The sequence below is a fragment of the Psychrobacter sp. L7 genome, from assembly GCF_002810365.1.
Classification (GTDB): Bacteria; Pseudomonadota; Gammaproteobacteria; order Pseudomonadales; family Moraxellaceae; genus Psychrobacter; species Psychrobacter celer.
Genome location: NZ_NEXR01000001.1, coordinates 563,413 through 589,577, shown reverse-complemented (window position 1 = coordinate 589,577; position 26,165 = coordinate 563,413). Strand labels below are relative to the sequence as shown.

Here is a 26,165-nt window from a genome sequence, read left to right as displayed (position 1 = left end):
TATTACTTGCTAGCCGCCTGAGCTGCTGCAACTTCAGCTGCGAAGTCTTCTTGCTTTTTCTCGATACCTTCACCCACTTCTAGACGTTTGAAGCTTAGTACTTTTACGCCTTCCGCTTTTAGGACATCGCCAACTTTTTTGTCGTTGTCCATGACGTATGGCTGACGTAGTAGAGTTACTTCGTCTAGGTACTTACGTAGGCCACCTTCGATCATTTTTTCAACGATGTTGTCAGGCTTGCCAGACTCTTTGGCTTTGGCTTCGATGATGTCTTTTTCGCGAGCCAACACATCAGCATCAACGCTTTCGTCGTCGACTGCTACAGGGTTGAACGCCGCGATATGCATCGCTAGGTTTTTGCCAGTCTCTTCGCTGCCGCCTTCATACGATACCACAACACCGATACGTAGACCGTGGCGATATGATGCTAGGTTGGCACCTTCTAGAGTTTCTACACGGCGAACCTGAATGTTTTCGCCGATTTTTTGTACCAAAGCCACGCGTGCTTCTTCAACGGTTTGGCCATCGCCATATGGTAGCTCAGAGATAGCAGCAACGTCTGTGACGTTATTTTCTAGCGCGATGTTGGCTACTTTTTCTGCAAAAGCAGTAAAGTTGGCGTCTTTTGCCACAAAGTCAGTTTGGCAGTTTACTTCTAACAAAAACGCTTTGTTGTCGCCTTGAGCGATGATGATAGCGCCGTCAGCTGCGATGTTACCTGCTTTTTTGGCCGCTTTTGCTTGACCAGACTTACGCAAGTTATCGATGGCAACTTCAACATCACCATTGGCTTCTTGTAGGGCTTTTTTACATTCCATCATGCCAAGACCAGTACGGTCGCGCAATTCTTTTACCATTTTGGCAGATACTTTTACTTCTGTCATAAGAGTCACCTTAGTATAGTTATGTATAGGAGGGCTTAATGTCTATTTTTCTCAAGGCTGCTGATGACTTAAGAAAAACGCTCGTATTATCTGCTTATTAATAAAAACAAATCATGACATCGAGCGACTCTACCCACTGGAATAAACGATAATACTCGTTTGGCCAGTTTATGATAGATGACGATCATGTCATCAGCATGTATTTAATATATTTTATGTAATAGCAGTGGTTGATTGAGGGCGTTTGACAGCCATCATTTCATCACGTTATGTAATAGCCATGGTTTCAGCGCTATTATTTAACAACAAGGCATGACGAGTAAAACTGCATCATGCCTACTACGAGCTTATCATTAATGACTTTATATGGATGCTGCTAGCGGTGCTATCAAGACATCCTTACAAAGTAACACTTTTAATGCAGCGAATTATTCAGCTGGCGTTGCTGCTTCTTCTGCATTGGCTTCTTCGGCAGGTGCTTGCTCAGCTTTGCCGCCCGCTTGAGTCTGTGCGTATTCTTTACCAGCGATGATCGCATCAGCCATAGACGTGACGTATAGAGTCACAGCACGGATAGCATCATCGTTAGCTGGGATGATGTAGTCAACGTTGTCTGGGCTAGAGTTGGTATCAACGATACCGATTACTGGGATACCAAGGTTTTTGGCTTCTTTGATAGCGATCGCTTCGTGATCTACGTCTACCACAAAGATAGCGTCAGGTAGGCCACCCATGTCTTTGATACCGCCTAGTGAACGCTCAAGTTTTTCCATATCGCGAGTACGCTCAAGCGCTTCACGTTTGGTCAACTTAGCAAAAGTACCGTCTTCTGATTGCTTCTCAAGCTCTTTTAGACGGCTGATTGACTGACGTAGCGTTTTCCAGTTGGTCAACATACCACCCAACCAGCGATGGTCGACGTATGGCATGCCAGCGCGCTGGGCTTGCTCACGGATAATACCGCTAGCGGCGCGTTTGGTACCAACAAACAATACTTTGTTTTTCTTGGCAGCTAGGCCGTTTACGTAAGTCAACGCTTCGTTGAACGCTTTTACGGTGTGCTCTAGGTTGATGATATGAATTTTGTTACGTGCACCAAAGATATAAGGACCCATTTTTGGGTTCCAAAAACGTGTTTGGTGACCAAAGTGAGCGCCGGCTTGTAGTAAGTCGCGCATTTCGATTTTGGTTGGGTTGTTTGTAGCCATGTGAAATATCCTGTTGGTTGGGTTATGCCTCCACATCACAAAAACTGCCTATCTAGCAACACGCATCTGCCTGTGGGTCATGCCTATAATCATGGCACTGACCTAACTTGCAAATTAATCAAGTCGCCAAACACCCAGCAATTTTTTGCCATGATGTGTGTGTCATTGGTTGGTGTAAAAAAGAAGCCATGTTGGGTTTTAGCAAAAAACTCAAACCCCTCCTATAAAGCAAATTATAGAAATAGCTGCGCCGTATTTTATCATACAACGCCTCACAACCTCCAGCGCTTTATGAGGACAAACCGCGATTTAACAACTCGTGAGCCTCACACCTCAAATCGTCGTATCAACAAAAAAGCGATACCATCGTATCGCTTTTTATTGTTGTCGCTTTTTTGTCGCTTTTCGTTGAAGCAAAGCGATAAACGATAGGCTGTCAGTTGATTGTCGTTGATCAGTTAATTGTCATTAAGTGATGCAGATACCGATGACGGCCTTGTGACCACGCCAGGTAAAGGGCGTGATATAGCTTTGCCGATCTTTGGGTAGATACGATACGTTGGGCGCGCTCTCGACGATGTGCGGCGGCGAGATAATAAACTCTGACCCAAACTCCGTCCGAGCGTTACCAGAGATGGTGTTGGCCATCTCTCCGAGCAAATCCTTCAGCATCGTAATAGAGGAGTCGGTCTCGCCCATCGCCTGAACCACCGCACGCAGCATCGCGCTTGGCGCACTGACATAGACGCAGCCTTGTAGCGGACCTGAGATTTTGATAACGCCGCTGTAGTCATAGCCTACCGCTGTCTTATTGTTATTTAAATAAGGCGTATCGATGTCTACTTCTGTTCCATCAATCTGCGTAAAAAACGCATTAATCGAACTTAAAAATACGCCCAATTTTTCTACTTTAATCATAATAACGAACATCCGTATTAGAACGTAATAGCGAGATCATCAGTCCTGCAAACAGACCACAATCTCACCGACTTGCGAATGCCAAGTGATCGGGATGATAAAAGAACGCTCATCGTTTGGTAGGACGATACTTTTGGGCGCTCCTTTAAACACAAACGGTACCGAGATATGAAACTCTGAGCCAAACTCAGTACGGGCGTTGCCTGCGATGGTATTGGCAACCTCGCCTGCTAGATCAATATAATTGTCATCACTTTTATCAGTCTCACCCATGCTATCTAGTAGCGAGGACAACAACTTGTGAGTCGCCGAAAAATACACCACGCCTTTTTGACCACCAGAGATACCAATCACACCAGTGTAGTCATGCACTTTGGGCTGTTTGTTTTCTAGCAAATACGGCGTGTCAGCGACGAGCTCTTCTCCACCAAACTGATCAAAATAATTGCTAATGATGTTTAAAAAAATCTGTAGCTTTTGTTCTTTCATATAGACATTACTCAAGTCGTTGAATGGTATTAATCTTGCACCAGCTCGTGCAAAGACTCTACAAGCTCTTCTTCTGAAAACGGCTTGCACAAAAACCCACTGGCACCAAGCGATAGCGCCTCAATCCCCGTGGCTTTATCAGACAAGGCAGATACGACTAAAATACGGACATCAGGATCCGTGGCGATGATTTTTTCGATACACTCCAAACCATCCATTTGCGGCATGGTCAGATCCATGGTGATCACATCAGGACGATGGATATTAAACTTCTCTAGCGCCTGCACACCACTGGTCGCAGTAGCGACCAGCATAAACTCACCTGAGTCATACGCACGCTGAATACGGTTTCTAATGATATTAGAATCATCAACAATCATTAATTTATGCATAACCTATTACCTGTAATGAGGCACATCGTTGTGGTGAACAATATGCCTAACCTCTCTTATTAAGCTTTTGGTAGTGTAATGACAAATCTTGTCATTTTGCCCCGTTCACTATTTACATTCAGCTTGCCGTCGTAGTCCTTGACCAGTGATTTGATGATATCCAAACCCACGCCGCGGCCACCGTCTTCATCAGCGTCTTCTTTGGTAGAAAAACCTGAAGAAAACAGCTGCTTGAGCAAGTCGTTATGCGTCAGCTGACTTGCGGCTTCATTATCGACGTGGTTTTCTGCCACCAATTTATGACGGATACTGTCGTAATCGATGCCTTGACCGTCGTCCTGCACGATGAGCATGACCTCTTGGCCGTTGTCTTGTACTTCTAGATCAATCTTGCCTGCTGTTTCTTTACCGAGCGAATGACGGACGCTTGGCGCTTCAACACCATGTACCACAGCGTTGCGTAGTAACTGAATACCAATCTCTTTGATAGGCTTGGCAAGATGCTCTGGGATATTGACTTGCGCTAATGTATGGCTGTTTAGCTGTATCTGCTTGCCTTGTCTTGCGGCGATATCCTTGGCAAAATCTCGATAAAATGAGAGCTGATCATTCTCTGGCTCATCATTCAGGTCGATATCCTGACCACCAGCAATAGTGATGCCACCAATCGATAGGCTGGCTGGCTGATGATTAATAGCAACATCAGGCGTTGCTGTTTTTACTGCGCTCTCTTTCGCCATCGCATCATTTAACGCAGTCGTTTTTTTCGTGGTAGCAGGCTTGGTAGGTGTCGGTGCGGAGCGGTTGATACGCTCACCGAGCGTTGCAATGGTATTGGACAAGCTCAACAAATCATCTAAATGCACGGCTAATGGCAAAAAGTCATTACCTGATAGCTGACCTTGGTTTTGTAAGGCATGCAACTTGTCTTCGGCATCTGAGGCAATCTTGGTAAAGCTGTGCAGTTTTAGCGCTGATGCTTCGCCTTTTAGACTATGCATTTCGCGATAAATGGCTTTTAGTTTGTTTTCCAGCTCGTATTGTGAGCTACCAGGATTTTTTAAGATGTTGTTCATCTTATTGATATGCGCATCAGTGTTGGCGATAAACTCATTAATGATCTTAGGATTTACATTTAAGATGGTGGTGAGCATCTCGATTTGCATGTCATTTTGCGAGCGCTCTTTTTCTAAGCGCTGCTCTAGGTAGACGGCATCAGAGACATCATTGACGTTGACCAAAATACGGGCGATGTCTTTTTTGTCATAAACGCGTGAGAATTTAAAATCCAAGAAGCGGCTATCAGCGCCTTTATTTTCGCCGGCGTCATGTAGCATTACCTTATGTAAAGGGTTTAATGAATCCACCAACTTTTCTTTGACGCGCGGGTTGTATAACTGCTCGATAAACTGCTTGGTGGTGTTTAGGTCTTTATCAGAGATACGACCACGTAAGACACTGGTAAAGTTCTCACCTGCCAAATTGTCAGCACCGATGATGCCATTGAGGGCACGAGAGTGCTGTTGACCAATCTTTAGGTCTTTATCTAGCAAGAATAGACCAGTATTGACCGTTTCCATAATTTCTTGTGTTTCGCGGCGCGCAGCAGCAGCTTCGGCATCGGTCTCACGTAAGCGGCGCACAAAGAAGAATACGAAAATCAAAAAGTAAGCAAAAATCGCCGCAACACCCAACACCTGAATCAGACGAATGGTGGTGGCTTGGCGCTCTGCATTACTAAATACGTCGCGTGTCAGATTATCTAGCGAGTCGTTGATCAGCAAACTGGAGGTTTTGGCTTGCTCAACCGCTCGAGTCAAGTCATCTGCCGACGGCACCATGATGTTATCAGCGTCTTTTAGGTAGGTCTGAATTTTGGGTTCAAGTGCCTGCCACTGCTCTTTGGCAGCGGCAATATTGGCTTGGGCACTATCATCAACCTTGGGTAGATTATAACTTTCGCCTGTACTGTCAGTGATCTTGCCGCCTTGCTCAATAGCAGAAAGAGAGTTAGTAATCAGTGATGTGTTTTCTTCTAAACGGTTCAATACTCGCTGAATATGCGGCGAGCTTGTGTCTTCACCATAACTGTTATCTAAGTCAAAAAGATCTTTGATGACCGACTGCGCACTGTTGGCGACTTGGTTGGTCTGGTCGATCAAAGCGGTGTTTCTTTCTAAGAGGCTGGAGGTATAAAAGGTAAAGGCTAGCAAGGCACCGATGAGTGATAAAAACAGTGCAATAGAGATGATCAGACCTTGATAGCGTTTATTGTCGATATTTGGTGTGGTGGCCATGTTTGAAAATCCTTAATTCGCTTGAGTAGAAGTCGGTTCACTGTTGGTGTCTGGCTCCGTTGAACCCAACCACTTTTCTTCAATCTCTTTAAAAGTCCCTTTTTCTTTTAGCTTAGTAATACCTTCATTGACATTTTTAATAAGCTCGTTATTACCTTTAGCCATCAGTATGACTTGTTGCGCCGATGGATTGTCTTCACTTTCGTAGGGAACGATAGTGACGCCGTATTCTGGATGATTTTTCGCTGTGTACTGCAAAATAGGCATATCATGCAGAATTACATCAACCCTGTCTTGAACCAAATCTTCATACAATAAAAAAGCAGTTGTGTTAGTGGTCAGGTTGTCCTCATACCCACCTAGTTCATTTAACTGATCGACAGGTTTAGCACCTTCCATTGCCCCGATTCTTACATTCTTTAAATCTTGTAAGCTTTTGGCATTGAGCTTTCCCTCTGCATACATCATTGCAGAAGGGTTAAAGAAATATGACTTAGATAGTCCGTAACGAGTATTACGATCATCCTTGTATGAAATACCTGAAATGGCGATATCCCTTGATCCTGACTCCACGCTATCAAACATGTTTTGCCACGTTTCTTTATAAAACTCGACTTTGAACCCTTGCTCTTCACCGATAGCACGGATCGAGTCAATATCAATACCCTGCATATTTCCATAATCATCTTGCAATGAAAAAGGGGGCATCGTACCTGTTGTAGCTACTTTTAGTGTCGGTGCTGTATCCGGCAAGCTGCTCACAAAGTTATCTTTGCTTTCCGTCACTGGTGTGCCAGCTGCATTGGTATTTTCTGTGGTAGAAGAATTACCACAACCAAATAAACCAACGCTTAATATAACTGGCAATACTCGATATAACTGCATCATGTTTTGTCCTTAAAATCGCAAAGCTTATTATCTTAACATCACTGGACAGCAATCTATAATTTCAAAAAGTATCACAGTGTAAACATAAAGTTACAATCTACACTAATTTTTTTCTAATTGAAATACTTCTGATAAATTTGTTTGGTAACAACAAACTATTTATTTTCAATCAACTACGATTAAATATGACACCTCAGTCATTATAAGGCGTGTCTTATAAAATCATCAGGCTCTACATTAACCACGCGTAACGCCCATGTATCAAAGCCCTTTTATTAAGACAAAAAAACACCCAATATTGGGTGTCTCAAAAACTTGCAGCCGCTACTCTGCGTCATCGAGGTCTAAATTACGATCTATCTGCCAGATTAAAAACGCACCCAAGCTCATCAGGACAAAAAGAGCAATACCGATTTTTAACACTGGATTAAGAGGGAATAAGTTTAATAATAAACCACCAAAAATACCCACTGAAAACATCAGCGAGCCTTGCAGCGCGCTTGCCATACCCGCACGCTGCTTTTGAAAAGCCAGCGCAATCGCCGAGGCGTTTGGCTGGGTCAATCCCAAGCCTGCAATACAAAAGAAAATACACGCCAGCACCAGTGGCAACCAAGCATCGGTCCCTAAAAATATACCGACAAAAAACAACGTGCCTGCAGAGAGCACCTGCATCATCGCCCCGAAACGTAATATGCTCAAGATACGAAAGCGATTGGTCAACCACTGATTCAGCTGAGTCAAACCCACAAACCCTGCCGCATTCATTCCAAACAACCAGCCAAAATGCGTGGCCGAGACGCCATAAGTGTCCATGATTAATTCAGAAGCTGAGCTGATATAGACAAACATCGCACCCATCAACAGCCCGCCACCGATCGCAGGGTAATTAAAGCTGGGATCTTTTAACAAATCCCAATACTGGCTCAGCACTTCTCTGGCAGGGCGTATGTTACGGTTCTCTTCGGTAAGGGTTTCAAAAAAGAAGAATTTGGTGAGCAGTAAGTTCAGCACCCCAAAGGCGGCCAAAAACCAAAAGATAGAGTGCCAATTAAAAAACTGTAAAAACAGTGCGCCCAAAGACGGCGCGAGTATCGGTGCCAGTCCCATCACCAATATCATGATAGAAAAAGCTTTTGCGGTTTGCTTAGCCGTTAGCCGATCACGAATCGCAGCTCGAGTTACCACTGCCCCGACGCAGGCACCAAGAGCCTGCATGGTACGGCCGACAAACAACACATACTCATTATCCGTGGTGGCACAGATAACAGAAGCAATCACATAAAGCGTCATGCCCATATACAGCGGCTTGACTCGACCAACGCGATCGCTAAAGGGGCCGTAAAACAACTGACCAAATACCAAACCCACAAAATACGCTGGGACTGAGTTGGCCATAAAGGCGGTTGACACACCAAAATCATCTGCCATCGACGGTAGTGCTGGCAAATACATATCAATGGATAAAGGCCCTACCGCGACGATCAGCCCGAGCATCATAATCCAAGCAACGGGCAAATCAGCCGAGCGAACGCGCTCGGCGGCGATGGGTTTGGGAGGTGGGGAGGATTTTGGAGCAGACATATTTAGACCAGATTATATAGTGATTATTGTTTTATATCTTATGGCTTTACGATAGCGTTTTTGGTTTGCTGCCGTCATAAAATGGCAGCTTATAGCAATAGTGCATATTTACTAACGTCTATGCAAGCGGACAATGTTATATGGTGGTTATATCGTGATTTTGACCGCTATTGCAATAGACGCCTAACGCGAATAAAACAACCCTTAACCACTAAAAACACTCAATATAAAACATAAGACTCTGTCTAAATTTTTCTACCTCTGATGTAAACCCTTATGATTTATGACTCATTATAGAAGACTAGCGAAACTGTCGCTTGGCAAAGGTGGTGCTGGCTTGCTTGGCTTTTCTCAGTGCAAGCTTGCGATTGCGGCCCAGCATCATTTTTAGCTGCCACATCTTTTCTTTATAGAGCGTGGTTGCAGGCTGATGATGCATGGCATTGATCACACGCTTACTGGCAAGTACCGCATCTGGTGAGCGCTCGGCAAGCTCAGCGGCGAGATGCTTTGCTTGCTCAAGCGGCGTCTCGCTGCAATGGCTGACCAGTCCCAGCGCTTTGCCTTCGCTGGCATCGACGATGCGTGCTGTCATCGCCAGCTCTTTTAGCACGTCTTCTCGTACCACGCCATACGCCGATTGCGTCAGACCCATGTCTGGCACCAGCCCCCACTTGGCTTCCATGATAGACAGTTTACACTCAGGATGGCTGATGCGTACATCACATGCCAGCGCCAATTGTAGCCCAGCGCCGATACAGTAGCCTTCTAAGACCGCAATGACCGGTACTGGCACATCACGCCAGACCAAGCAAACACGCTGAAACGAGCTTTGCCACGGCTTCACCAGCTCCCACACTGCAAACGCTTGATTTTTGGGATGGTTCAAATCGCCCAAATCGATACCGGCACAAAACGTCCCTTCCGCACCGTTTAAGATGACTGCTCGTATTGTCTTATCTTTACTCACTCGGCCTGCCACAGCGATTAGCTCTTCTACGACCTTAAAGCTCATGGCGTTTTTTTTGTGCGGACGATTTAGCGTCACAGTGAGTATATTATCAGTGACACTCACTTGTAGCGTTTCGTATTGGTAAGTTGCAATGGCGTTCATAACGATCCTTATTTATGAATGGGTAAAAGATAGACTGATAGCGATAATATTAGCAGGCTTATCCATATCCTACCTTAGCAATAACTGACTGCCACGATACTTTATAGCGAGACTGTATTGTCAATCTCAAATAAAAGAAGTACGTGATTTTTCGCACGCGACTGGTATCAGTTTTGCTTGCTGTACGATGCAGACAGATGCTGCACAAAACCACTCTCTGTCGCACGGTATTTATTTTATGGTGGATCGACTATACGGGCATGGCAACATGAAGTCGCGCTTTTTACTGTTTCTCAATCACTATTACTCAGTCACTATTTCTACATCGTTATGCCTAAATCATTTTCCACGTCATGTCGTTTTCGCTGAGACGATGGTAGTTGAGCTGCGGATAAGCGGACAAATCCAGCGTTTGCAAATTATTTAATGCTGTCAGTAGCGCTTCGTAATAAGGCTGGAGCATAGCAAACTGCGCAGGCGTGGTATGCTGGATATTCAATAAACACTTATCTTCTAAGTCTTGACTGGCCTGACGCAGCTGCGGCACGCCAGTATAGCGGCTACCGCCCAATATACGATGGGCAATCTGCGCCAACATACTACGGTCGCGCGCCTCCCATGCTTGAGTCAACGCTTGCTTTTCATCATTGATGGTGTCGAGCATCATGATGATCAGCTTGGCTGCCAGATCAGGCTTGTTGGCTGAGCGAGTCAGCGCATCTTGCCAGTCCAAAATTTCTGAGTTCGGGCTATCTATCGCTGTATCCTTGTGCTCATTCTGACGTGCGGCTAGATCAGTATTTGGTTTGCTGGCATGATCCATCGACCCTGACGGCGGGCTCAGCAACGGCGCCTGTCCTTGCTTTTGTAAGCGTAAGCTATCGTAGCGCGGCTGAGTCTCTCGCGGTGTCTCTCGTCTATAGTCTTCGCGCGGCTGACTGTCACGTAAATAGTCATCACGGATTTTTTTGAGTGATAATGGTCGCGTTATTTTTGGCGGCTCGCTAGCATCGGTAGTGCGCTCGCTTTTACTGACAGGATACGTGCTGGTCGTCGCGCCCAGCGGCCATTCAGAGAAGGTTTGCGTGTCGATGTCTGTTGATGCGTCGATGTGACTAGAGGCCGCATCCGTGTCTTGCAAGCCCAGTCCATGTAGATTGGCTTCAGATAGCGCGGTTAGTTGCGGCGTGGTCGAGGTGCGGCTCAGCCATTTTTGTAGCACTTGCAGCAACTGCGGCTGACTAATGGGTTTACCGACATAGTCGTTGATACCACTGGCTATCAGCTTGTCACGCTCATCAGCCAGCCCATGCGCGGTCAAGGCGATGATAGGAATGTGACTGTCATCGCTTTCGATACTGCGGATTTGCTTGGCCGCTTCATGCCCAGACATACGCGGCATTTGGATATCCATAAATATCAAGTCGATGTTGTTTTTATGGGTGTCTTTATCTTCATTGGCAGTCTCCTCTGCATACAGCGCAGAGTTTGACTTTTTGCTCATGTCATCTCGCGCTTCGGCTTTAGAGAGCTGGGTTTTGTTTGACAGACTTTGCTTTTGGCTTTTAGCAGTTTTTAGATTTTTGGTTTGCTGCTTACTGATAATCTCTATCGCATCAAAGCCGCTACTGGCGGTGACGACATGAATACCCAGCTCGCTAAGCAGCGCATCGAGTACCAAGAGATTGGGCAGATGATCATCCACCGCCAACACCGTCACCCCTTTCCAGCGCGGCTCTTGCAGACTCGTTGGCTGGCGGCGATTTTGTGTATCGAGCATGGCATACAGCTGCCTTTTATCCAAAGGCTCATATAAGATATTGGCATGATAACGATTGAGCAGAGCCTGATCGGCGGCCACTTGATAGCCAAAAACAGCAAGCTTACCCTGATAGTGCAGACGAATTTGTTTTAATAGCGCCATCATATCGTCTTGGGTATCATCATCGACGATAACCCAGTCCCAGTAATTACCATGCTCTTTTAACGATTCAAGCACACCTGGCAATGAGTTGGCTTGGGTCAGCTGAATTGGTAGATATTGCAGACTGGCTTTGAGCACTTGTATCGAGGCTGGATGGTTGATCCACACCAGCACATTAAACTCATCAGTTTCGCTAGCAAGCGGCGCGAGCACAGGCAGCTCAATGGTCTGCCCTGTCGCCGCCTCGAGCACATCGACGTGCGCTGGCATGCGAAACCAAAACGTCGCGCCTTGATTGGCAATGTTTTCTTGCGCATTGTCATAAAACCCAATATCACCGCCCATCAGTCGCGTCAGCTGCTTGGAGATGACCAAACCCAGCCCAGTCCCGCCATACTGACGCGTGATAGAAGGATCGCCTTGACTAAAGCTTTGAAACAGCATTTTTTGATCAGCAAGCGAGATGCCCTTACCGCTGTCTTGCACACTTATCATCAGATAATTATCACGGTGATCATCAAGGCTGACCCGCACCACCACATCACCACTGTCGGTAAACTTAATCGCATTGCCAACGATATTGGTCAGTACTTGCTTGAGGCGTAAGGCATCGCCATTGATACGCATCGGCACATCGTTATAAAACAGCACTGCCATGCGTAGGCCTTTTTCGGCGGCGACTGGCGAGAGCATATCAACCACATCATAAATGGTGTCATAAAGATCGAACTCATGACGATCAAGCACCAGCTTGCCCGCCTCGATTTTAGAAAAATCCAAGACATCGTTGACCAGCGCCAGCAGATGCGCTGAGGATTTACGAATGGTCTGTACGTACAAATCTTGTTCAGGATTTAGCTCGCCGTGACGCGCCAGCAGGTTGATAAAACCATCGATACTGTTGAGCGGGGTGCGTAGCTCGTGGCTGATATTGGCCAAAAACGCCGATTTGGCTTGGCTGGTTGAGATGGCGGCATCACGCGCGTTTCTGATCGAGATGTTTTGCATTTCCATCTCATCAAACGCCAAACGCAAATCGTCCTCAGTTTGCTCGGCATGGTCTTTGAGGTCTTGAAAGCTTCTGTGCAAGCGGCGCAAGGTATTGACCAAATCTTGCTGTAATAAGTTTAGCTCGCCATCCGACTCCACCGGAATCGGCTGATATAAATTGTCGACGTGAGTGCGCTGCAACTGCAAGCGCAGCTCATAAATCGGTGCGATCCAGCGTTTTGAGTAAATGTTTAAACTCAACAGCAAAATCAGGATGGTAAACAACCCCGTAATCACCAGCGCCATGGCGATGCGATAACGCGCGATATAAAGCGGCTCGTTGTCCATATCGACGAGCAACCACAGCCGCTGCCCTTCAAACTCACCAAGCACGCTGCCATAAGCGGTGCCGATCGGTGTGGGCTTTTGCGAGATAAATTGCGCTGAAGCATCAATCATTGGCCAAGGCTCATTGAGCCCATAACCGACCGTGGCCAGCACCTTATTGTCTTCATTAACAATCGCGATGCGCTGCACGTGCTGCTCGGATTGCATGCGGCCTAACCTGTCACGAATGCCCTCTAGGGTCGAGACGGCAGCCTTGGAGGCACTGCCCGCCTGCTGGCGCTCTTGCTCTAACAGCTCAGGAATCAGATCTGCAATCTCTGGGGTATAACGAATCAGCACCGCCTCGGCCAACACTTCTTGCTCAGAGTCGCTGGCACGCATGGTCTCATGAAACACCAAAATACCGCCGACAGCGGCCAATATACATATCGGCAAAAACACCAATATGATCAGCTGACCATAGGCGCTACTGGTATCAAAACGTTTTTTGTGTGCCATGCAAGCTCGCTCTCATCTCAATGTTTTGCTAGGGCGTGTCCTCATTTTAAAATAATGATAAAAACAAGATAAGATGACTATCAATTGAATGGAGGACATACGCTAGATTTATCACAGCGACTTTGCGCCATCGCGTCCTGTACTATAGCGCTATCGTTATCACTTGGCTATAGCTATCAGTCGTTGGGTATCAGTCATGGCGATAAGTGTGGTGGCTGCATCATAACGCCTCTGAATCATACAAGTATTTTAACAGTATTTGTCTCAACTACCATTTATAAGCACCATTCATTTACCAAAATCTCTGCATGCATTCAGCGTAGGCAAAAACAAAATGATATAATGGCGCAGCTTTTTACTTGCCGCTATTTTTGCGCGCTGTGTCACGCTTTGCAAGTGCATAAATCAGGTTTGAACATTCATATTAACAATAAGGGTATCTTATGTCAGCTACGGCCACGTCAAACGCCACCTTCATCTCTCAAGTTACCGCCCTTGCCGATTGCGTCGGGCAGACACCCTTGGTGAAATTGCAGCGCCTGCCTGAGCAAGAGCAGATTGCGGGTGGCACGGCGGTCTTGGCCAAGCTAGAAGGCAATAACCCAGCAGGCTCGGTAAAAGATCGCCCAGCATTTAATATGATTTATCAAGCAGAGCGGCGCGGTGATATCAAACCAGGTGATATGCTGATTGAGGCCACCAGCGGCAATACGGGCATCGCGCTCGCCATGGTTGCCGCCATGCGCGGCTATCCGATGACGCTACTCATGCCGACCAACTCAACCCAAGAGCGCAAAGACGCAATGACGGCTTATGGTGCCACCCTCATCGAGGTCGATGAAGGCATGGAAGCGGCGCGCGACTTGGCTCTGCAGATGCAAGCCGATGGCAAAGGGATTGTGCTGGACCAGTTCAACAACCCTGACAATAGCCAAGCGCATTATCTCACCACAGGCCCTGAGCTTTGGACACAAACAGACGGTAAAATCACTCACTTTATCAGCTCTATGGGGACCACAGGCACGATCACTGGAGTGTCTCGCTATCTAAAAGAGCAAAACCCAGATATCAAAGTGATTGGTCTACAGCCTGATGAAGACGCCTCTATCGCAGGCATCCGCCGCTGGCCTGCTGAGTATATGCCGGGTATCTTTGAGGCTGATTTGGTCGATGAGGTGATGGATGTCGATCAACGTATCGCCGAAGTCTATATGCGCAAACTGGCCAAAACCGAAGGCATTTTCGCTGGGGTGTCATCTGGGGCAGCAGCATGGGCGGCGCTACAAGTCGCCAAAGCCAATCCAGACGCCGTCATCGCCTTTATCGTCTGCGACCGCGGTGATCGTTATTTATCGACTGGCTTATACAATGTAGATGACGACAAGGTTAATGACGACAATGTTAATGACAACAATGTCGTTAAAGGTACAGAAAACGCCGCACAATAAGCTAACAATTAATTAGGTTTACCTATGTCACAAGCCTTACCATCCGACCCGATACTGGTCTTCGATATCGAGACCGTTGCCGATACTGATGCGGCGCGCCGTATCTATCCACAGTTGGCTGAGCTTAACGATGCCGATGCCCTCAGCGCACTGACAGCGATACGCACACAAGAAGCAGGACATGATTTTATGCGTCTGCCGCTGCAGCGTATCGTCTGTATATCAGCGCTGTATATCAAAGACGGTCAGTTTTCTTTGTTTTCTTTGACGGCGGACAAATTTAGCGAAAAAGACATTCTTGCTAAGTTTTTTCGGGCATTTAATGATCTTGAAAAACTGCCGCAACTGATCAGTTGGAACGGCTCTGGCTTTGATATTCCGGTGCTTATTTATCGCGCCATGCAGTATGACTTGGCAGCGCCGTGGCTATTTGAAGAAGGCGAGCGTATCAAAAACATGCGTTTTGATAATTATGTCAATCGCTTTCATACTCGCCATCTAGACTTGATGGATAGATTTAGCCAGTATGGTGCCAGTCGCCGCGAAGCCATGGATGTGGTCGCAAGCCTCTACGGTCTGCCTGGCAAGACCAGTGTCGATGGTAGCATGGTGGGCGATCTGGTTAATGAGGCAGATTGGCAGACACTGTCGATATACTGCGAGTCTGATGTCATGAATACGTGGCTGATTTATTTGCGCTGGTTACGACTAACTGGACAGCTGTCTTTGCAGGATTTTGATATATGGCAGCAGCAGAGCCTGACTTATTTAAGACAATATACCCAAGCAGATGGTCGCCCACGTCATCATGAGTTTATCGCTGATTGGTCGTCGGCACCCGACGCTTAAACCCTGTGATTGACCATCCGATATTACCGCAGTGCTATGAGCAGAGCTATACACAGTAGCACTCACCCTTATCTTATTTTTCGTTATTTATCATTTATTATTAAGGCAGGTTTATGCAGCCCACCGATTCAAAGACTTCTGCGGCACCCGAGGCGACGACGCCTGAGAGCGCTCGCCAAACAATCACCATTCCGCCCAACAAAAAAAAATCCAAACCCTCTTCAAAGACACGTCGACGGTTAAAAGAAGCCAAGCCGCTGCCTTTTTCGATTGATGGTCTATCACATGATGGTCGCGGCGTGGCGATATATGGTAATGGCTTTGGCGTAGATGACGGCCATATCGAAGACAAGCACGGCAAAAAAGTCTTTGTCAGCTTTGCCTTACCAGGTGAGAGCGCTTTAGTGAAGCTGACCAACAGTCGTGCCAGCTTTGAAGAAGGCGACGCTGTGAGTATTACGGCCAATCCAAATCCTGAGCGCGCGGTTCCGCCCTGCCCGCATTTCGGCGTCTGCGGCGGCTGTAGCTTGCAGCATTGGCAGCCAGATGGGCAAATCAATTTTAAACAGTCTGTACTGGCAGAGATGCTCATCCATCAGGCTAATGCCGAGCCTGATACTTGGCTGGCGCCTGTGGTCGGTGATCGCCTCGGCTATCGCACCAAAGCGCGCTTGGGCGTACGCTATGTCGCCAAAAAAGAAACAGCGTTGGTCGGATTTCGAGAGCGCTCTAGTAACTTTTTGGCGGAGCTAAATGAGTGTCATATTCTAGACCCGCGTATCGGTTTTGAGATTGAAAACCTAAAAGCGCTGATTAGTACTTTAGAGAGCCGTGACAAGATTGCCCAGCTTGAGCTGGCGATGGGTGAACAAATAGATGGACTACCAGACGGCAATCAGCCCGTTGCTTTGATCGTACGCAATTTAGCGCCGTTGTCAGAGGCGGATGTAGAAAAACTAAAGGCGTTTTTTGCAGCGCGCAGCTGGCAGTTGTATCTACAGCCCAAAGGTGCTGATAGCATTCAGCGTATCGCCTTGAGCGCTGATGATGATATGAGTCAGCAGTTTGGACGCTTGTATTATCAGCTACCCGAGTTTGACCTGACGTATGAATTTATTCCAACTGACTTTACGCAAGTGAACTTATCCGTCAACCGTCAAATGACCAAGCTTGCTTGCGACTTGTTGGATTTAAAAGCAGGCGAACGGGTACTGGATTTGTTTAGTGGACTGGGCAACTTTAGTCTGCCCTTAGCGCGGCTTGTCGGAGAGACAGGCTCGGTGGTTGGCGTAGAAGGCAGTGACGCAATGACCGCGCGCGCCGCAGACAACGCTCGCCGTAATGGCCTTAACAACACAGAATTTTATAGTCAGGATTTGACGCATGATTGCTCAGATCAGCCGTGGGCCAACCAAGGCTTTGATGCGCTCTTGATCGACCCACCACGCTCTGGCGCGTGGGAAATTATGCAGTATCTGCCCAAGTTCAACGCTGAGCGCATCGTTTATGTCTCTTGTAACCCAGCGACGCTCGCGCGCGACACCAAGGCTTTATTAGAGCAAGGCTATCGCCTGACGCATGCTGGGGTGATGGATATGTTTTGTCATACCGGTCATGTAGAGTCCATTGCCCGTTTTGAGAAGGTTGCGGTTTGATATTACCGGCGTGTCCTTATCAAAAAAGAACACGCTGTCTTTATTAAAACTATAGATAATATCGCGAGGCAAACCCGCTAGTTCAACCTATCAACAACAGACATTACATAGCCTCGCTTGATTTGTCGCCTCAAAATGAGATAATAATAAACAATCTTCCTATGTCTACTCTATCAGCACATGGCGAAGACTTGCACTCATAGCTTTATATATTTTACTTGCATTTTATAGCTGCTAAAAAAGGATTTTTTAGCAGTTGTATTGGTTTATAGCTGACACTTTGTGATCTCATCCAAAGTGCGTGCAGAGTAGATGAAGTTATAATCAATTCAAGATAGCTAAGAGGAGTCGGCTATGGTCAAAATTCGTGAAGGATTGCCGTTGGTGGATGGACAAACCACTCAAGCTGACAGTGCCACACTAGCGGCGCAACTGGTTGCGAGCCAGCGCTCTCACCAATCTGCCAATAGCTATGCCCAAATTCCTCTCGATATCAAATACCAACTGGCCACTCATAAGCTGCACACCACCTTTGATCGCTCCGCCGATCATGCGCTGCATACACATGACCCAAAACTTGCCAATGAGTATGCAAACAATCTGCTTTTGGACAAAAACAACACTTTAACCAAAAAAGAGCTGGAGGCGATTAATCTAGATCAAGTCAACATCGACGTCCCAACGTGGCTGGACAATGTCGCCAAACGTATCGGCCAAGATGCGGTGCCCAATCTCAGCGCGGCTTGTGAGTTTATTCGCAGCCATATGAATACCAGTGAGTCCGAGCGCTCAGGCGCTTATGTCACAGGTATTGGCATGACCGATATTTTAACGTACCTGTATCAAGACGAAGATGCCTTGGTGGCAGCGATGCTTTATCGTAGCGCGCGCAAGTCTATCATTAGCCTGACAGATATCGAAAAAAACTTCGGAGCAGACATCGCCACCTTGGTCAAAGATACCTTGGCGATGGGTAAGCTGTCGGAGATCATCGAGAGCAACAAGCGTTTAGAAGACCACTTTGTCAACAACCAGCGTGACCAGCTCTCTAACATCTACAGCATGCTCATCTCGGTCACCAACGATGTCCGTGTTGTACTGATAAAGCTTGCCGAGCGTACCTTTGCCATGCGTGAGCTGACGTTTTCTAGTGAAGAGCGGCAAAATCGCGTGGCGCGAGAAGTCATGACCATCTATGCCCCACTAGCGCACCGATTGGGTATCGCTCAATTAAAGTGGGAGCTAGAAGACTTGGCTTTTCGCTATCTGGCACCTGAGCGCTACAAAGAAATCGCTAAGCTGCTGTCAGAAAAACGCAGTGAGCGCGAGTCTTATATCCAGCGCGTGCAAGACAAGCTCAATGAGGCGCTGGCAGACGCCGGTATCGAAGGAGAAGTGTCGGGACGCGTCAAACACATCTACTCGATTTATCGAAAAATGAAGCTCAAAGGCTTATCGTTTGATCAGCTTTATGATATTCGGGCGCTACGGGTTTTGGTCACCAGCCCCTCAGATTGCTATCACGTACTTGGGCTCGTCCATGGCTTATGGCGTTATATTCCTGAGCAGTTTGACGACTATATCACCAACCCGAAGTCCAACGGCTATCGCTCGCTGCATACTGCCGTCATTGCCGAAAACAAATCGCTGGAAGTACAGATTCGAACGCACGAGATGCACTTTGAGGCCGAGCTTGGCATGTGCGCGCATGTCAATTATAAAGAAGGCCTAAAAAACAAAAAAGACAACTACCTCAATCAAAGAATCAGCTCGCTGCGGCAGCTTTTGTCCATTAATAACGAAACCCGCAATCAGCCGCGCTCGGCAGTTTTAGCAGGCGAAGAAATAGAAGAGCTGGAGCTTGATGAAGAAGAACAGTTAGTCGATTTCGATGAGCTGGAGCGCATTTATATCTTTAGTCGTGATGGCGATATCACCGAGCTGCCAAAAGGCGCGACCGTCCTTGATTTTGCCTATTATGTCCATACGCAGGTGGGCAACCGCGCACAGGCAGCGCGGGTCAATCAGCGCTATGTGCCGCTGACCTACCAGCTCAAAACGGGCGAGCAAGTAGAGATCATCACCAAAGCCTCACGTGAGCCTAATCGTGATTGGCTGGTGGCCTCGCTTGGTTATATCCATACCAACCGTGCACGCTCAAAACTACGCCAATGGTTTAACAAGCAAGACCGTGACAAAAACATCGAGATTGGGCGGCAAATGCTCAGCAAAGAGCTTGAGCGCTTGTCCGTACATCCCAACAGCATCGATCTCAATGACTATACCCAGTATTTTAATGTCAATAATACCGATGATATCATCGTCGGATTGGTCACCGGTGACATCGGCTTAAATCAGCTCACCAGTCATATCTCGCGTCAGCTACAGCTAGAGCCGGAGCGACCGCCAGAGGATTTTGTACCCAGCATCGATACCAAAGACACAAGCAAGCTCGATGCCTATAAGATACGAATCGATGGACTGGATAATATCGAGATTAACTTGGCGGGCTGCTGTCACCCTATCCATGGCGAACCCATCGCCGGCTATATCACCTTGTCACGCGGTGTCAGTGTCCACAATCGTGGCTGTCCAGAATACCTGCGTCTCATCGAGCGTGATCCTGAGCGCGAGGTAGAGGCCAGCTGGCGCGTCCAACCTGGTCGCTATCAACCAGTCGATATACATGTAGAGGCCTATGACAGACGAGGGTTATTACGCGATTTGACACAGATTATTGACAAAGAAAACGTCAATATTCGCCAAGTTGAGACGTTAAGTAATGACGACAATATCGCTTTTTTGAAGTTCCATATCGAAGTATCAGGACTGGCGCACTTGTCTAAACTATTGGCCAAGCTCGAACAGCAGCATGGTATCTTGCATGCCAGACGTGCCGTCGCATAAGGCGCGTATTTTTATAGCCTGTCCCTTGACCGGAGCTTACAAACTTACCTTAATCATAGAGTTATCATAAAACATCATGCCAGAATTGCCTGAAGTAGAAACCACCAAGACCAGCCTAAGCCCCTTACATGGTCAGCAAGTCATTGACATACAAGTGTTTCAGCCAAAACTGCGCTGGGCTATGCCAGATGATTTGGGAAGTTTGATTCATCATACCTTAGTCAGTGTGGAGCGCCGCGCCAAATACTTGATCCTAAACTTCTCACCCTCTACTTCTGATGATGGCTCTCAGCACGCTCATATAAAGGAGCCAAAAAAGCTATTGGTGCATTTGGGTATGTCAGGCAGCCTGCAACAACACGAGCATACGACCGAAAAACGCAAACACGATCATCTGGTGATCACATTTCGCGATACTGACAACAACAAAACCCAGCTGCACTACTATGACCCTAGACGGTTTGGCTCGGTGCTCTGGTATCGAGACTATCGCACCAAGCTGCTTGATCACTTAGGCCCTGAGCCTTTGTCAGAGGCGTTCACCGCTGACTATCTGTACCATCTGATTCAGCGGACAACTGCACCTAACGACAGCAATGATACAGCGGCTGCCAGTACCAGCAAATCAAAGAAACAGCCGATTGCCCGCGCAATTAAATCAGTGATTATGGAGCAGCAGGTCGTCGTTGGTGTGGGCAATATCTATGCGACAGAAAGCCTATATTTATCAGGTATTCACCCTGCCACCCCAGCCCATCAGCTCTCCCATGAGCAGCTATTGGTTTTAGTCGCTCATATCAAAGATATTTTATTAAAAGCCATAGAGCTTGGTGGCTCGACTCTACGCGACTTTACGGTGGCAAGCGGCACCACGGGCTATTTTCAGCAAACACTCAATGTTTATGGCAGACAAGGAGAAGCTTGTCCACACTGCAATACACCCCTCAAAAACATCAAACTTAACGGCCGAGCAAGTGTCTATTGTGCCAACTGTCAGCCTCTAAATCCTTAAGTGGTACTCACCTGTTAGCAGCTCAGCTGACTGTTATCTCATAGGCTTTAAACAACCACTCATAATGCTCTACTGTTTATCGATAATACAATCGCCGTTTCTATTTCCGTCGCGCGATTGTACGCATTTTTGTTGCTTATTGACGCACATCTTGCTTTAATAGTGCTAGCACTTACATAAGTTGTGCAAATCATTCATCTATCTGTAATATTCAAGCTATCTATTATTGCGATAACTTTATAGAGACGCGGTTTCCTAGTTGCTTTAAAAGCACCAGCAAACCATATTAATCATGAGTTTTAGGATATCATTATGACTGTTAGAGCCAATAACCAACGCGCCGTTAAGCAGAAACTTTTTACAGCAGTCGCAAGCTTAGGTTTTATGGCGGCTAGCATGCAGCCTGCGTTGGCAGCGATAGAGATTGATGAAAGCGACTTTGGCCCCTCTTATGAAACCATGGTCGTGGATACCGTCGTAGGCAAGCCTTTGCAACTGGTCAATGCAGTTGCTGGCACTGCCGCTTATATCGTCAGTTTGCCATTTTCTATCATCGGGGGTAACCCAGATCAAGCGCAGCAAAAGCTGTTCGTTGAGCCGTGGAGTGCCATGGGTCGCTGCTTAGGCTGTACCGTCGCCGAGGATAACTATTATAAATCACAAGCCGTCAATGATAACGTCGTACGTATCGTCGTAGACCAGCCATCAGAGATCTTAATCAATACCAATGATTATGTGGTCGTAACCCCTTAGTCTTTGCTTCTTTGCTCTAATCCCCTTACCTTAGTCTTTGCTCTAAATCTCATTATCTTTGTCCTAACGCATATGCAAAAAAAATGGCTAACCCTAGGGTTAGCCATTTTTTTACTGAATTTTTAGCTTAAACAAACTTTCGTACTATATGTGAGCACTGAATGTTTAAGCTCTGGTTTGTCTTACCCTTTTTTGCTACGGCTGTGACGCTTACGATCACTTTCCGTCAAATAACGCTTACGGATACGAATGGCTTTTGGTGTCACCTCGACCAACTCATCATCTTGAATAAATTCAAGCGCTTGCTCAAGGGTGAACTTCACAGCTGGCGTCAATGTCAACGCTTCATCAGTACCACTAGCACGAACGTTGGTTAGCTGTTTTGCCGTCGTTGGGTTAACGGTCATATCATCACTACGTGAGTTTAGACCGACAATCATGCCTTCGTAGACTTCTAGCTGTGGCTCAGCAAATAGCTTACCGCGTTTTTGTAGGTTAAATAGTGCAAAACCTAGACATACGCCATTGGCCATAGACACCAATACACCATTAGCGCGGCCACCGACATCACCAATTTTTTGAGGACCATAGTGAGAAAAGCTCGATGTCATGATGCCCGTGCCTGAGGTTAGTGTTAAAAACTCAGAACGGAAACCAATCAAACCGCGCGCAGGCATCGTTGCCTCAATACGCATACGACCTTTACCATCAAGCTCCATATTGGTCATCTCGCCTTTACGTAGACCAACTTGCTCCATGATAGGGCCTTGATGCTCTTCTTCGATATCAAAAACCACGTTTTCATACGGTTCTTGTAGCTTACCATCGACTTCTTTTACGATAACTTCAGGACCTGATACCCCAAGCTCAAAACCTTCACGGCGCATGTTTTCGATCAATACTGAAAGGTGTAGCTCACCGCGACCTGATACTTTAAATTTATCAGGAGATTCTGTATCTTCTACGCGCAGGGCGACGTTATGAATCAGTTCGCGCTCTAGACGCTCACGAATATTACGTGACGTCACAAACTTACCATCACGACCAGCAAACGGTGAATTGTTTACTTGGAAGTTCATAGATACCGTTGGCTCATCAACCGTCAACGCTGGTAGTGCTTCTACATGGTTTGGATCACAGATGGTGTCTGAGATATTTAATGCATCGATACCCGTGATACAAACAATATCACCTGCTTGAGCATCTTCTACATCGATACGCTCAAGACCGTGGTAACCCATGATTTTTAAAATACGGCCGTTACGTGTTTTGCCGTTTTTATCAATAATCGTGACCTGTGTGTTGGTCTTTACTTTACCGCGCTGGATACGACCAACCCCGATAACACCAACAAAGCTGTTGTAATCAAGGCTTGAGATTTGCATACGGAATGGCGCATCTACATCTACTTGAGGTGGCTGTACCACATCAACGATGGTTTTAAACAGTGGCGTCATGTCTTCTGCCAAATCATCAGCATCTAAACCTGCAATACCGTTTAGCGCTGAAGCATATACTACTGGGAAGTCAAGCTGCTCATCGGTTGCACCCAAGTTATCAAATAGATCAAAAATTTGATCCATGACCCAGTCAGGACGCGCGCCTGGACGGTCGATTTTATTGATAACCACGATCGGCTTTAGACCTTGCTCAAATGCTTTTTGCGTCACAAAACGAGTTTGTGGCATTGGGCCATCAACCGCGTCCACTACCAACAATACACAGTCAACCATTGACATAACACGCTCGACTTCACCGCCAAAATCGGCGTGACCTGGGGTGTCTACAATGTTGATACGGTATTCGGTACCATCAGTCTGATCTGTCCAGCGGATGGCTGTGTTTTTAGCCAAAATAGTAATACCACGTTCTTGCTCAATATCACCTGAGTCCATCGCACGCTCAGCAATGTTTGCACGGTCGCCAAAAGTACCAGACTGATGTAATAACTTATCAACCAAAGTGGTTTTACCGTGGTCAACGTGGGCAATAATTGCAATGTTACGCAGGTGTTTGATATCGTTCGCCATATAAAATGCTCGTTTCGTCTTAAAAAAATGCAGTAGCAATAAGCGCCGCTGGATAAACTTTTATCATCAATCAGACAGGTATTTAATACTGATTTAAAAAGTCGTCCAATAAGTACCGACTTTCTAATTATTTCAAGAGAATCAAATATCTACACTGATAAATTCATCATACAGATAGCTATGCTAATGTACACTCTGTCAATTTACAGAATGTTTGGGCTGCTAGTATAACATTATTGCCCGATAAATTTATGTAATTACTTGCTTTTCTCAATACATAAATAAAAAAAAGCCATCCTATGGGCGGCTTTTTTTGTAACTATATATGAGTGTTTTTCAATCAAGACTTAAGTCTATCAGTTATTATTTACTGAACAACCATGTCTTTAGTTTGCTCAACAGTCATTGTTTTGTCACCAGTGATGATGGCATAAACACGACGGTTCATAGCACGACCTTCTTCAGTATCGTTTGGCGCGATTGGGTTGTTGTAACCATAGCCAACAGTTGTTAGACGGTTTGGCGCGATACCAAATTCGTTAGTTAGCATAGATTTAACCGCAACGGCACGAGCTTCAGATAGACGTTGGTTATAACGTGCTGAAGGACCAGTCTTAGAAGCATGACCTTCTACGCGAGCGGTAGAATTAGGATACTCACGCATCTTCTCAGCCACTTTAGCGATTTCTGGCTTGTACTGGTTTTTGATCGTTGACTTGTCGTTGTCAAAGAATACGCGTAGTTCCATTTTTAGCTCATCAGTAATATCTACTGGAACTGGGCAACCACGCTCGTCAACGACAACGTTCATTGGAGTGCCTGGGCAAGCGTCGATGCTATCAGGTACACCATCACCATCAGAATCAAGGTCATCAACAACCACGACTGGCGTGTTGTCAACTACTGGCTCTTGCATAGGTGGTACTGCTACTGTAGGTGCTAAATGGCCACCAAGTACAACTTCTAGGCCGGCCAATGCCATGCCTTCCCACCAGTTGTTGTCAAAGTTGTGAATCGCACGAGCTTCACCACGTAGGCTTAGTGCATCGTTGATACGATACATAGCACCTAGACCTAGGTTACCAATAGTGTCTTTAGAGTTTGCTACTTCAGTACCAGCTTCTACAGTTCCACCAGCAGTAGTACCTTGAGCATCAGCTGTTGCTACATATTGCTCTTGGTTTTCTACTTTGATTTTAGATTGACCGGCACCAACCAATACATATGGTTTGAATGCGCTGTCAGTGTAACCCGTGAACTCTTCAGTACCGATCAAGAAGTTACCAGAAAGCATGGTTTGTTCTACGTCGAAACGGTTTACGCCAGCATCTGCTGATCTTTCTGAAGCTTCGCCATTGGTATTAGTAACACCATACTCAACTTGGAACTGCGTAGAAGGTGTCAATTCGATACCAAGAGCAGCACCAGTATAAAGACCGCTTTCTTGCGCTACGCCACCGTTAAGGTTACCATTGCGACCATCGATTGGCTGCGAAGGGGTTTGACCATCCATATATAGGTCTTTACCAGTTCTTAGGATATCACGTTGCTTATCACTAGTATCACTGAACTCTTCAGTCATGTGATAACCAAGTAATAGCGGGCTAATTGTTACGCCAGCATTTGCTGCTAAAGGCGCAGCTGCTACAGCAACCAGAGCTAGAGCAATTTTATTCAATTTCATGGACTTCCTCCAAAGGATAATTTTAGTGATGCGTTAAGCAAAACCGCTTCTCAAGACGCTCTAAAATAGACATCTCTTACGAATTTTAAGTTACAAAGCAAAACCAATTAAGGAGTAGCTTAGCGATTATCAATTCAGTTTACAACTTTTTTCGTTAACGAGCTACACATTATTACACGATAATGTCGTAACTAAAACACAATAACCAGCTTAAGTTACCTAGAACTAACACACCTTACGCTTTTTATCTTTTGTATGTCAGTTCGCAATAGATAGTTCACTTAACAATACCT

At 46.3% G+C, this 26,165-nt stretch carries 18 protein-coding genes; 6 read left to right on the top strand and 12 right to left on the bottom strand.

Annotation, left to right across the window (positions count from 1 at the left end; all coding sequences use genetic code 11):
* Positions 1 to 2: 2 nt before the first annotated feature.
* From tsf to CAP50_RS02430, 10 genes are all read right to left on the bottom strand, one after another.
* Positions 3 to 884 carry a translation elongation factor Ts gene (gene tsf, locus CAP50_RS02480; protein WP_075102030.1) on the bottom strand — a complete coding sequence of 294 codons (882 nt, stop codon included), beginning with the start codon at positions 882 to 884 and terminating at the stop codon, positions 3 to 5.
* A 428-nt stretch (positions 885 to 1,312) separates the two neighbouring features.
* Complete coding sequence (gene rpsB / locus CAP50_RS02475; RefSeq protein WP_100748923.1) at positions 1,313 to 2,092, bottom strand: 30S ribosomal protein S2; 780 nt, start codon at positions 2,090 to 2,092, stop codon at positions 1,313 to 1,315.
* Between the two features lie 468 nt (positions 2,093 to 2,560).
* Positions 2,561 to 3,010, bottom strand: a complete 450-nt coding sequence (locus CAP50_RS02465; RefSeq protein WP_083608603.1) for a chemotaxis protein CheX — start codon at positions 3,008 to 3,010, stop codon at positions 2,561 to 2,563.
* A 39-nt stretch (positions 3,011 to 3,049) separates the two neighbouring features.
* The gene (locus tag CAP50_RS02460) at positions 3,050 to 3,499 is read right to left on the bottom strand and encodes a chemotaxis protein CheX (RefSeq protein ID WP_075102027.1); all 450 of its coding nucleotides are present in this window, start codon (positions 3,497 to 3,499) and stop codon (positions 3,050 to 3,052) included.
* 29 nt (positions 3,500 to 3,528) lie between these two features.
* Positions 3,529 to 3,891: a response regulator gene (locus CAP50_RS02455; RefSeq protein ID WP_075102026.1), complete on the bottom strand. Its 363-nt coding sequence runs from the start codon at positions 3,889 to 3,891 to the stop codon at positions 3,529 to 3,531.
* A gap of 59 nt (positions 3,892 to 3,950) precedes the next feature.
* Positions 3,951 to 6,188, bottom strand: coding sequence for an ATP-binding protein (locus tag CAP50_RS02450; RefSeq protein WP_100748921.1), 2,238 nt, complete (start codon positions 6,186 to 6,188; stop codon positions 3,951 to 3,953).
* Positions 6,189 to 6,200: 12 nt separating this feature from the next.
* A complete protein-coding gene (locus CAP50_RS02445; RefSeq protein WP_100748920.1) occupies positions 6,201 to 7,076 on the bottom strand; it encodes a substrate-binding periplasmic protein in 876 nt (291 codons plus the stop codon).
* A gap of 324 nt (positions 7,077 to 7,400) precedes the next feature.
* A complete protein-coding gene (locus CAP50_RS02440; RefSeq protein ID WP_100748919.1) occupies positions 7,401 to 8,660 on the bottom strand; it encodes a multidrug effflux MFS transporter in 1,260 nt (419 codons plus the stop codon).
* Positions 8,661 to 8,961: 301 nt separating this feature from the next.
* Positions 8,962 to 9,774 carry a crotonase/enoyl-CoA hydratase family protein gene (locus CAP50_RS02435; RefSeq protein WP_100748918.1) on the bottom strand — a complete coding sequence of 271 codons (813 nt, stop codon included), beginning with the start codon at positions 9,772 to 9,774 and terminating at the stop codon, positions 8,962 to 8,964.
* Positions 9,775 to 10,108: 334 nt separating this feature from the next.
* On the bottom strand, positions 10,109 to 13,534 hold the full coding sequence (locus tag CAP50_RS02430) for an ATP-binding protein (protein WP_100748917.1): 3,426 nt from the start codon (positions 13,532 to 13,534) through the stop codon (positions 10,109 to 10,111).
* A gap of 443 nt (positions 13,535 to 13,977) precedes the next feature.
* Between CAP50_RS02430 and cysM the strand changes: the two genes are divergently transcribed.
* The 6 genes from cysM (at position 13,978) to CAP50_RS02400 (ending at position 22,158) form a co-directional block, all read left to right on the top strand.
* Positions 13,978 to 14,982: a cysteine synthase CysM gene (gene cysM / locus CAP50_RS02425; protein ID WP_241900611.1), complete on the top strand. Its 1,005-nt coding sequence runs from the start codon at positions 13,978 to 13,980 to the stop codon at positions 14,980 to 14,982.
* A 24-nt stretch (positions 14,983 to 15,006) separates the two neighbouring features.
* A complete protein-coding gene (locus tag CAP50_RS02420; RefSeq protein ID WP_100748916.1) occupies positions 15,007 to 15,831 on the top strand; it encodes a 3'-5' exonuclease in 825 nt (274 codons plus the stop codon).
* Positions 15,832 to 15,944: 113 nt separating this feature from the next.
* Positions 15,945 to 17,486 (top strand): 23S rRNA (uracil(1939)-C(5))-methyltransferase RlmD, encoded by a 1,542-nt coding sequence (gene rlmD / locus CAP50_RS02415; RefSeq protein WP_100748915.1) that lies wholly within the window; start codon positions 15,945 to 15,947, stop codon positions 17,484 to 17,486.
* Positions 17,487 to 17,840: 354 nt separating this feature from the next.
* Positions 17,841 to 20,393, top strand: coding sequence for a RelA/SpoT family protein (locus tag CAP50_RS02410; RefSeq protein ID WP_100748914.1), 2,553 nt, complete (start codon positions 17,841 to 17,843; stop codon positions 20,391 to 20,393).
* Between the two features lie 76 nt (positions 20,394 to 20,469).
* The gene (gene mutM, locus CAP50_RS02405; RefSeq protein ID WP_100748913.1) at positions 20,470 to 21,405 is read left to right on the top strand and encodes a bifunctional DNA-formamidopyrimidine glycosylase/DNA-(apurinic or apyrimidinic site) lyase; all 936 of its coding nucleotides are present in this window, start codon (positions 20,470 to 20,472) and stop codon (positions 21,403 to 21,405) included.
* A gap of 312 nt (positions 21,406 to 21,717) precedes the next feature.
* Positions 21,718 to 22,158, top strand: coding sequence for a hypothetical protein (locus CAP50_RS02400; protein ID WP_100748912.1), 441 nt, complete (start codon positions 21,718 to 21,720; stop codon positions 22,156 to 22,158).
* Between the two features lie 182 nt (positions 22,159 to 22,340).
* On the opposite strand, the gene typA is transcribed toward CAP50_RS02400, so the two are convergent.
* Both typA and CAP50_RS02390 read right to left on the bottom strand, forming a co-directional pair.
* Complete coding sequence (gene typA, locus CAP50_RS02395) at positions 22,341 to 24,188, bottom strand: translational GTPase TypA (RefSeq protein WP_100748911.1); 1,848 nt, start codon at positions 24,186 to 24,188, stop codon at positions 22,341 to 22,343.
* 367 nt (positions 24,189 to 24,555) lie between these two features.
* Positions 24,556 to 25,872, bottom strand: coding sequence for an OmpA family protein (locus CAP50_RS02390; protein ID WP_100748910.1), 1,317 nt, complete (start codon positions 25,870 to 25,872; stop codon positions 24,556 to 24,558).
* Positions 25,873 to 26,165 lie beyond the last annotated feature (293 nt).

Coding starts and splice junctions, on each gene's coding strand:
- tsf (WP_075102030.1), bottom strand. CDS start 884: ATGACAGAAGTAAAAGTATCTGCCAAAATGGTAAAAGAATTGCGCGAC.
- rpsB (WP_100748923.1), bottom strand. CDS start 2,092: ATGGCTACAAACAACCCAACCAAAATCGAAATGCGCGACTTACTACAA.
- CAP50_RS02465 (WP_083608603.1), bottom strand. CDS start 3,010: ATGATTAAAGTAGAAAAATTGGGCGTATTTTTAAGTTCGATTAATGCG.
- CAP50_RS02460 (WP_075102027.1), bottom strand. CDS start 3,499: ATGAAAGAACAAAAGCTACAGATTTTTTTAAACATCATTAGCAATTAT.
- CAP50_RS02455 (WP_075102026.1), bottom strand. CDS start 3,891: ATGCATAAATTAATGATTGTTGATGATTCTAATATCATTAGAAACCGT.
- CAP50_RS02450 (WP_100748921.1), bottom strand. CDS start 6,188: ATGGCCACCACACCAAATATCGACAATAAACGCTATCAAGGTCTGATC.
- CAP50_RS02445 (WP_100748920.1), bottom strand. CDS start 7,076: ATGATGCAGTTATATCGAGTATTGCCAGTTATATTAAGCGTTGGTTTA.
- CAP50_RS02440 (WP_100748919.1), bottom strand. CDS start 8,660: ATGTCTGCTCCAAAATCCTCCCCACCTCCCAAACCCATCGCCGCCGAG.
- CAP50_RS02435 (WP_100748918.1), bottom strand. CDS start 9,774: ATGAACGCCATTGCAACTTACCAATACGAAACGCTACAAGTGAGTGTC.
- CAP50_RS02430 (WP_100748917.1), bottom strand. CDS start 13,534: ATGGCACACAAAAAACGTTTTGATACCAGTAGCGCCTATGGTCAGCTG.
- cysM (WP_241900611.1), top strand. CDS start 13,978: ATGTCAGCTACGGCCACGTCAAACGCCACCTTCATCTCTCAAGTTACC.
- CAP50_RS02420 (WP_100748916.1), top strand. CDS start 15,007: ATGTCACAAGCCTTACCATCCGACCCGATACTGGTCTTCGATATCGAG.
- rlmD (WP_100748915.1), top strand. CDS start 15,945: ATGCAGCCCACCGATTCAAAGACTTCTGCGGCACCCGAGGCGACGACG.
- CAP50_RS02410 (WP_100748914.1), top strand. CDS start 17,841: ATGGTCAAAATTCGTGAAGGATTGCCGTTGGTGGATGGACAAACCACT.
- mutM (WP_100748913.1), top strand. CDS start 20,470: ATGCCAGAATTGCCTGAAGTAGAAACCACCAAGACCAGCCTAAGCCCC.
- CAP50_RS02400 (WP_100748912.1), top strand. CDS start 21,718: ATGACTGTTAGAGCCAATAACCAACGCGCCGTTAAGCAGAAACTTTTT.
- typA (WP_100748911.1), bottom strand. CDS start 24,188: ATGGCGAACGATATCAAACACCTGCGTAACATTGCAATTATTGCCCAC.
- CAP50_RS02390 (WP_100748910.1), bottom strand. CDS start 25,872: ATGAAATTGAATAAAATTGCTCTAGCTCTGGTTGCTGTAGCAGCTGCG.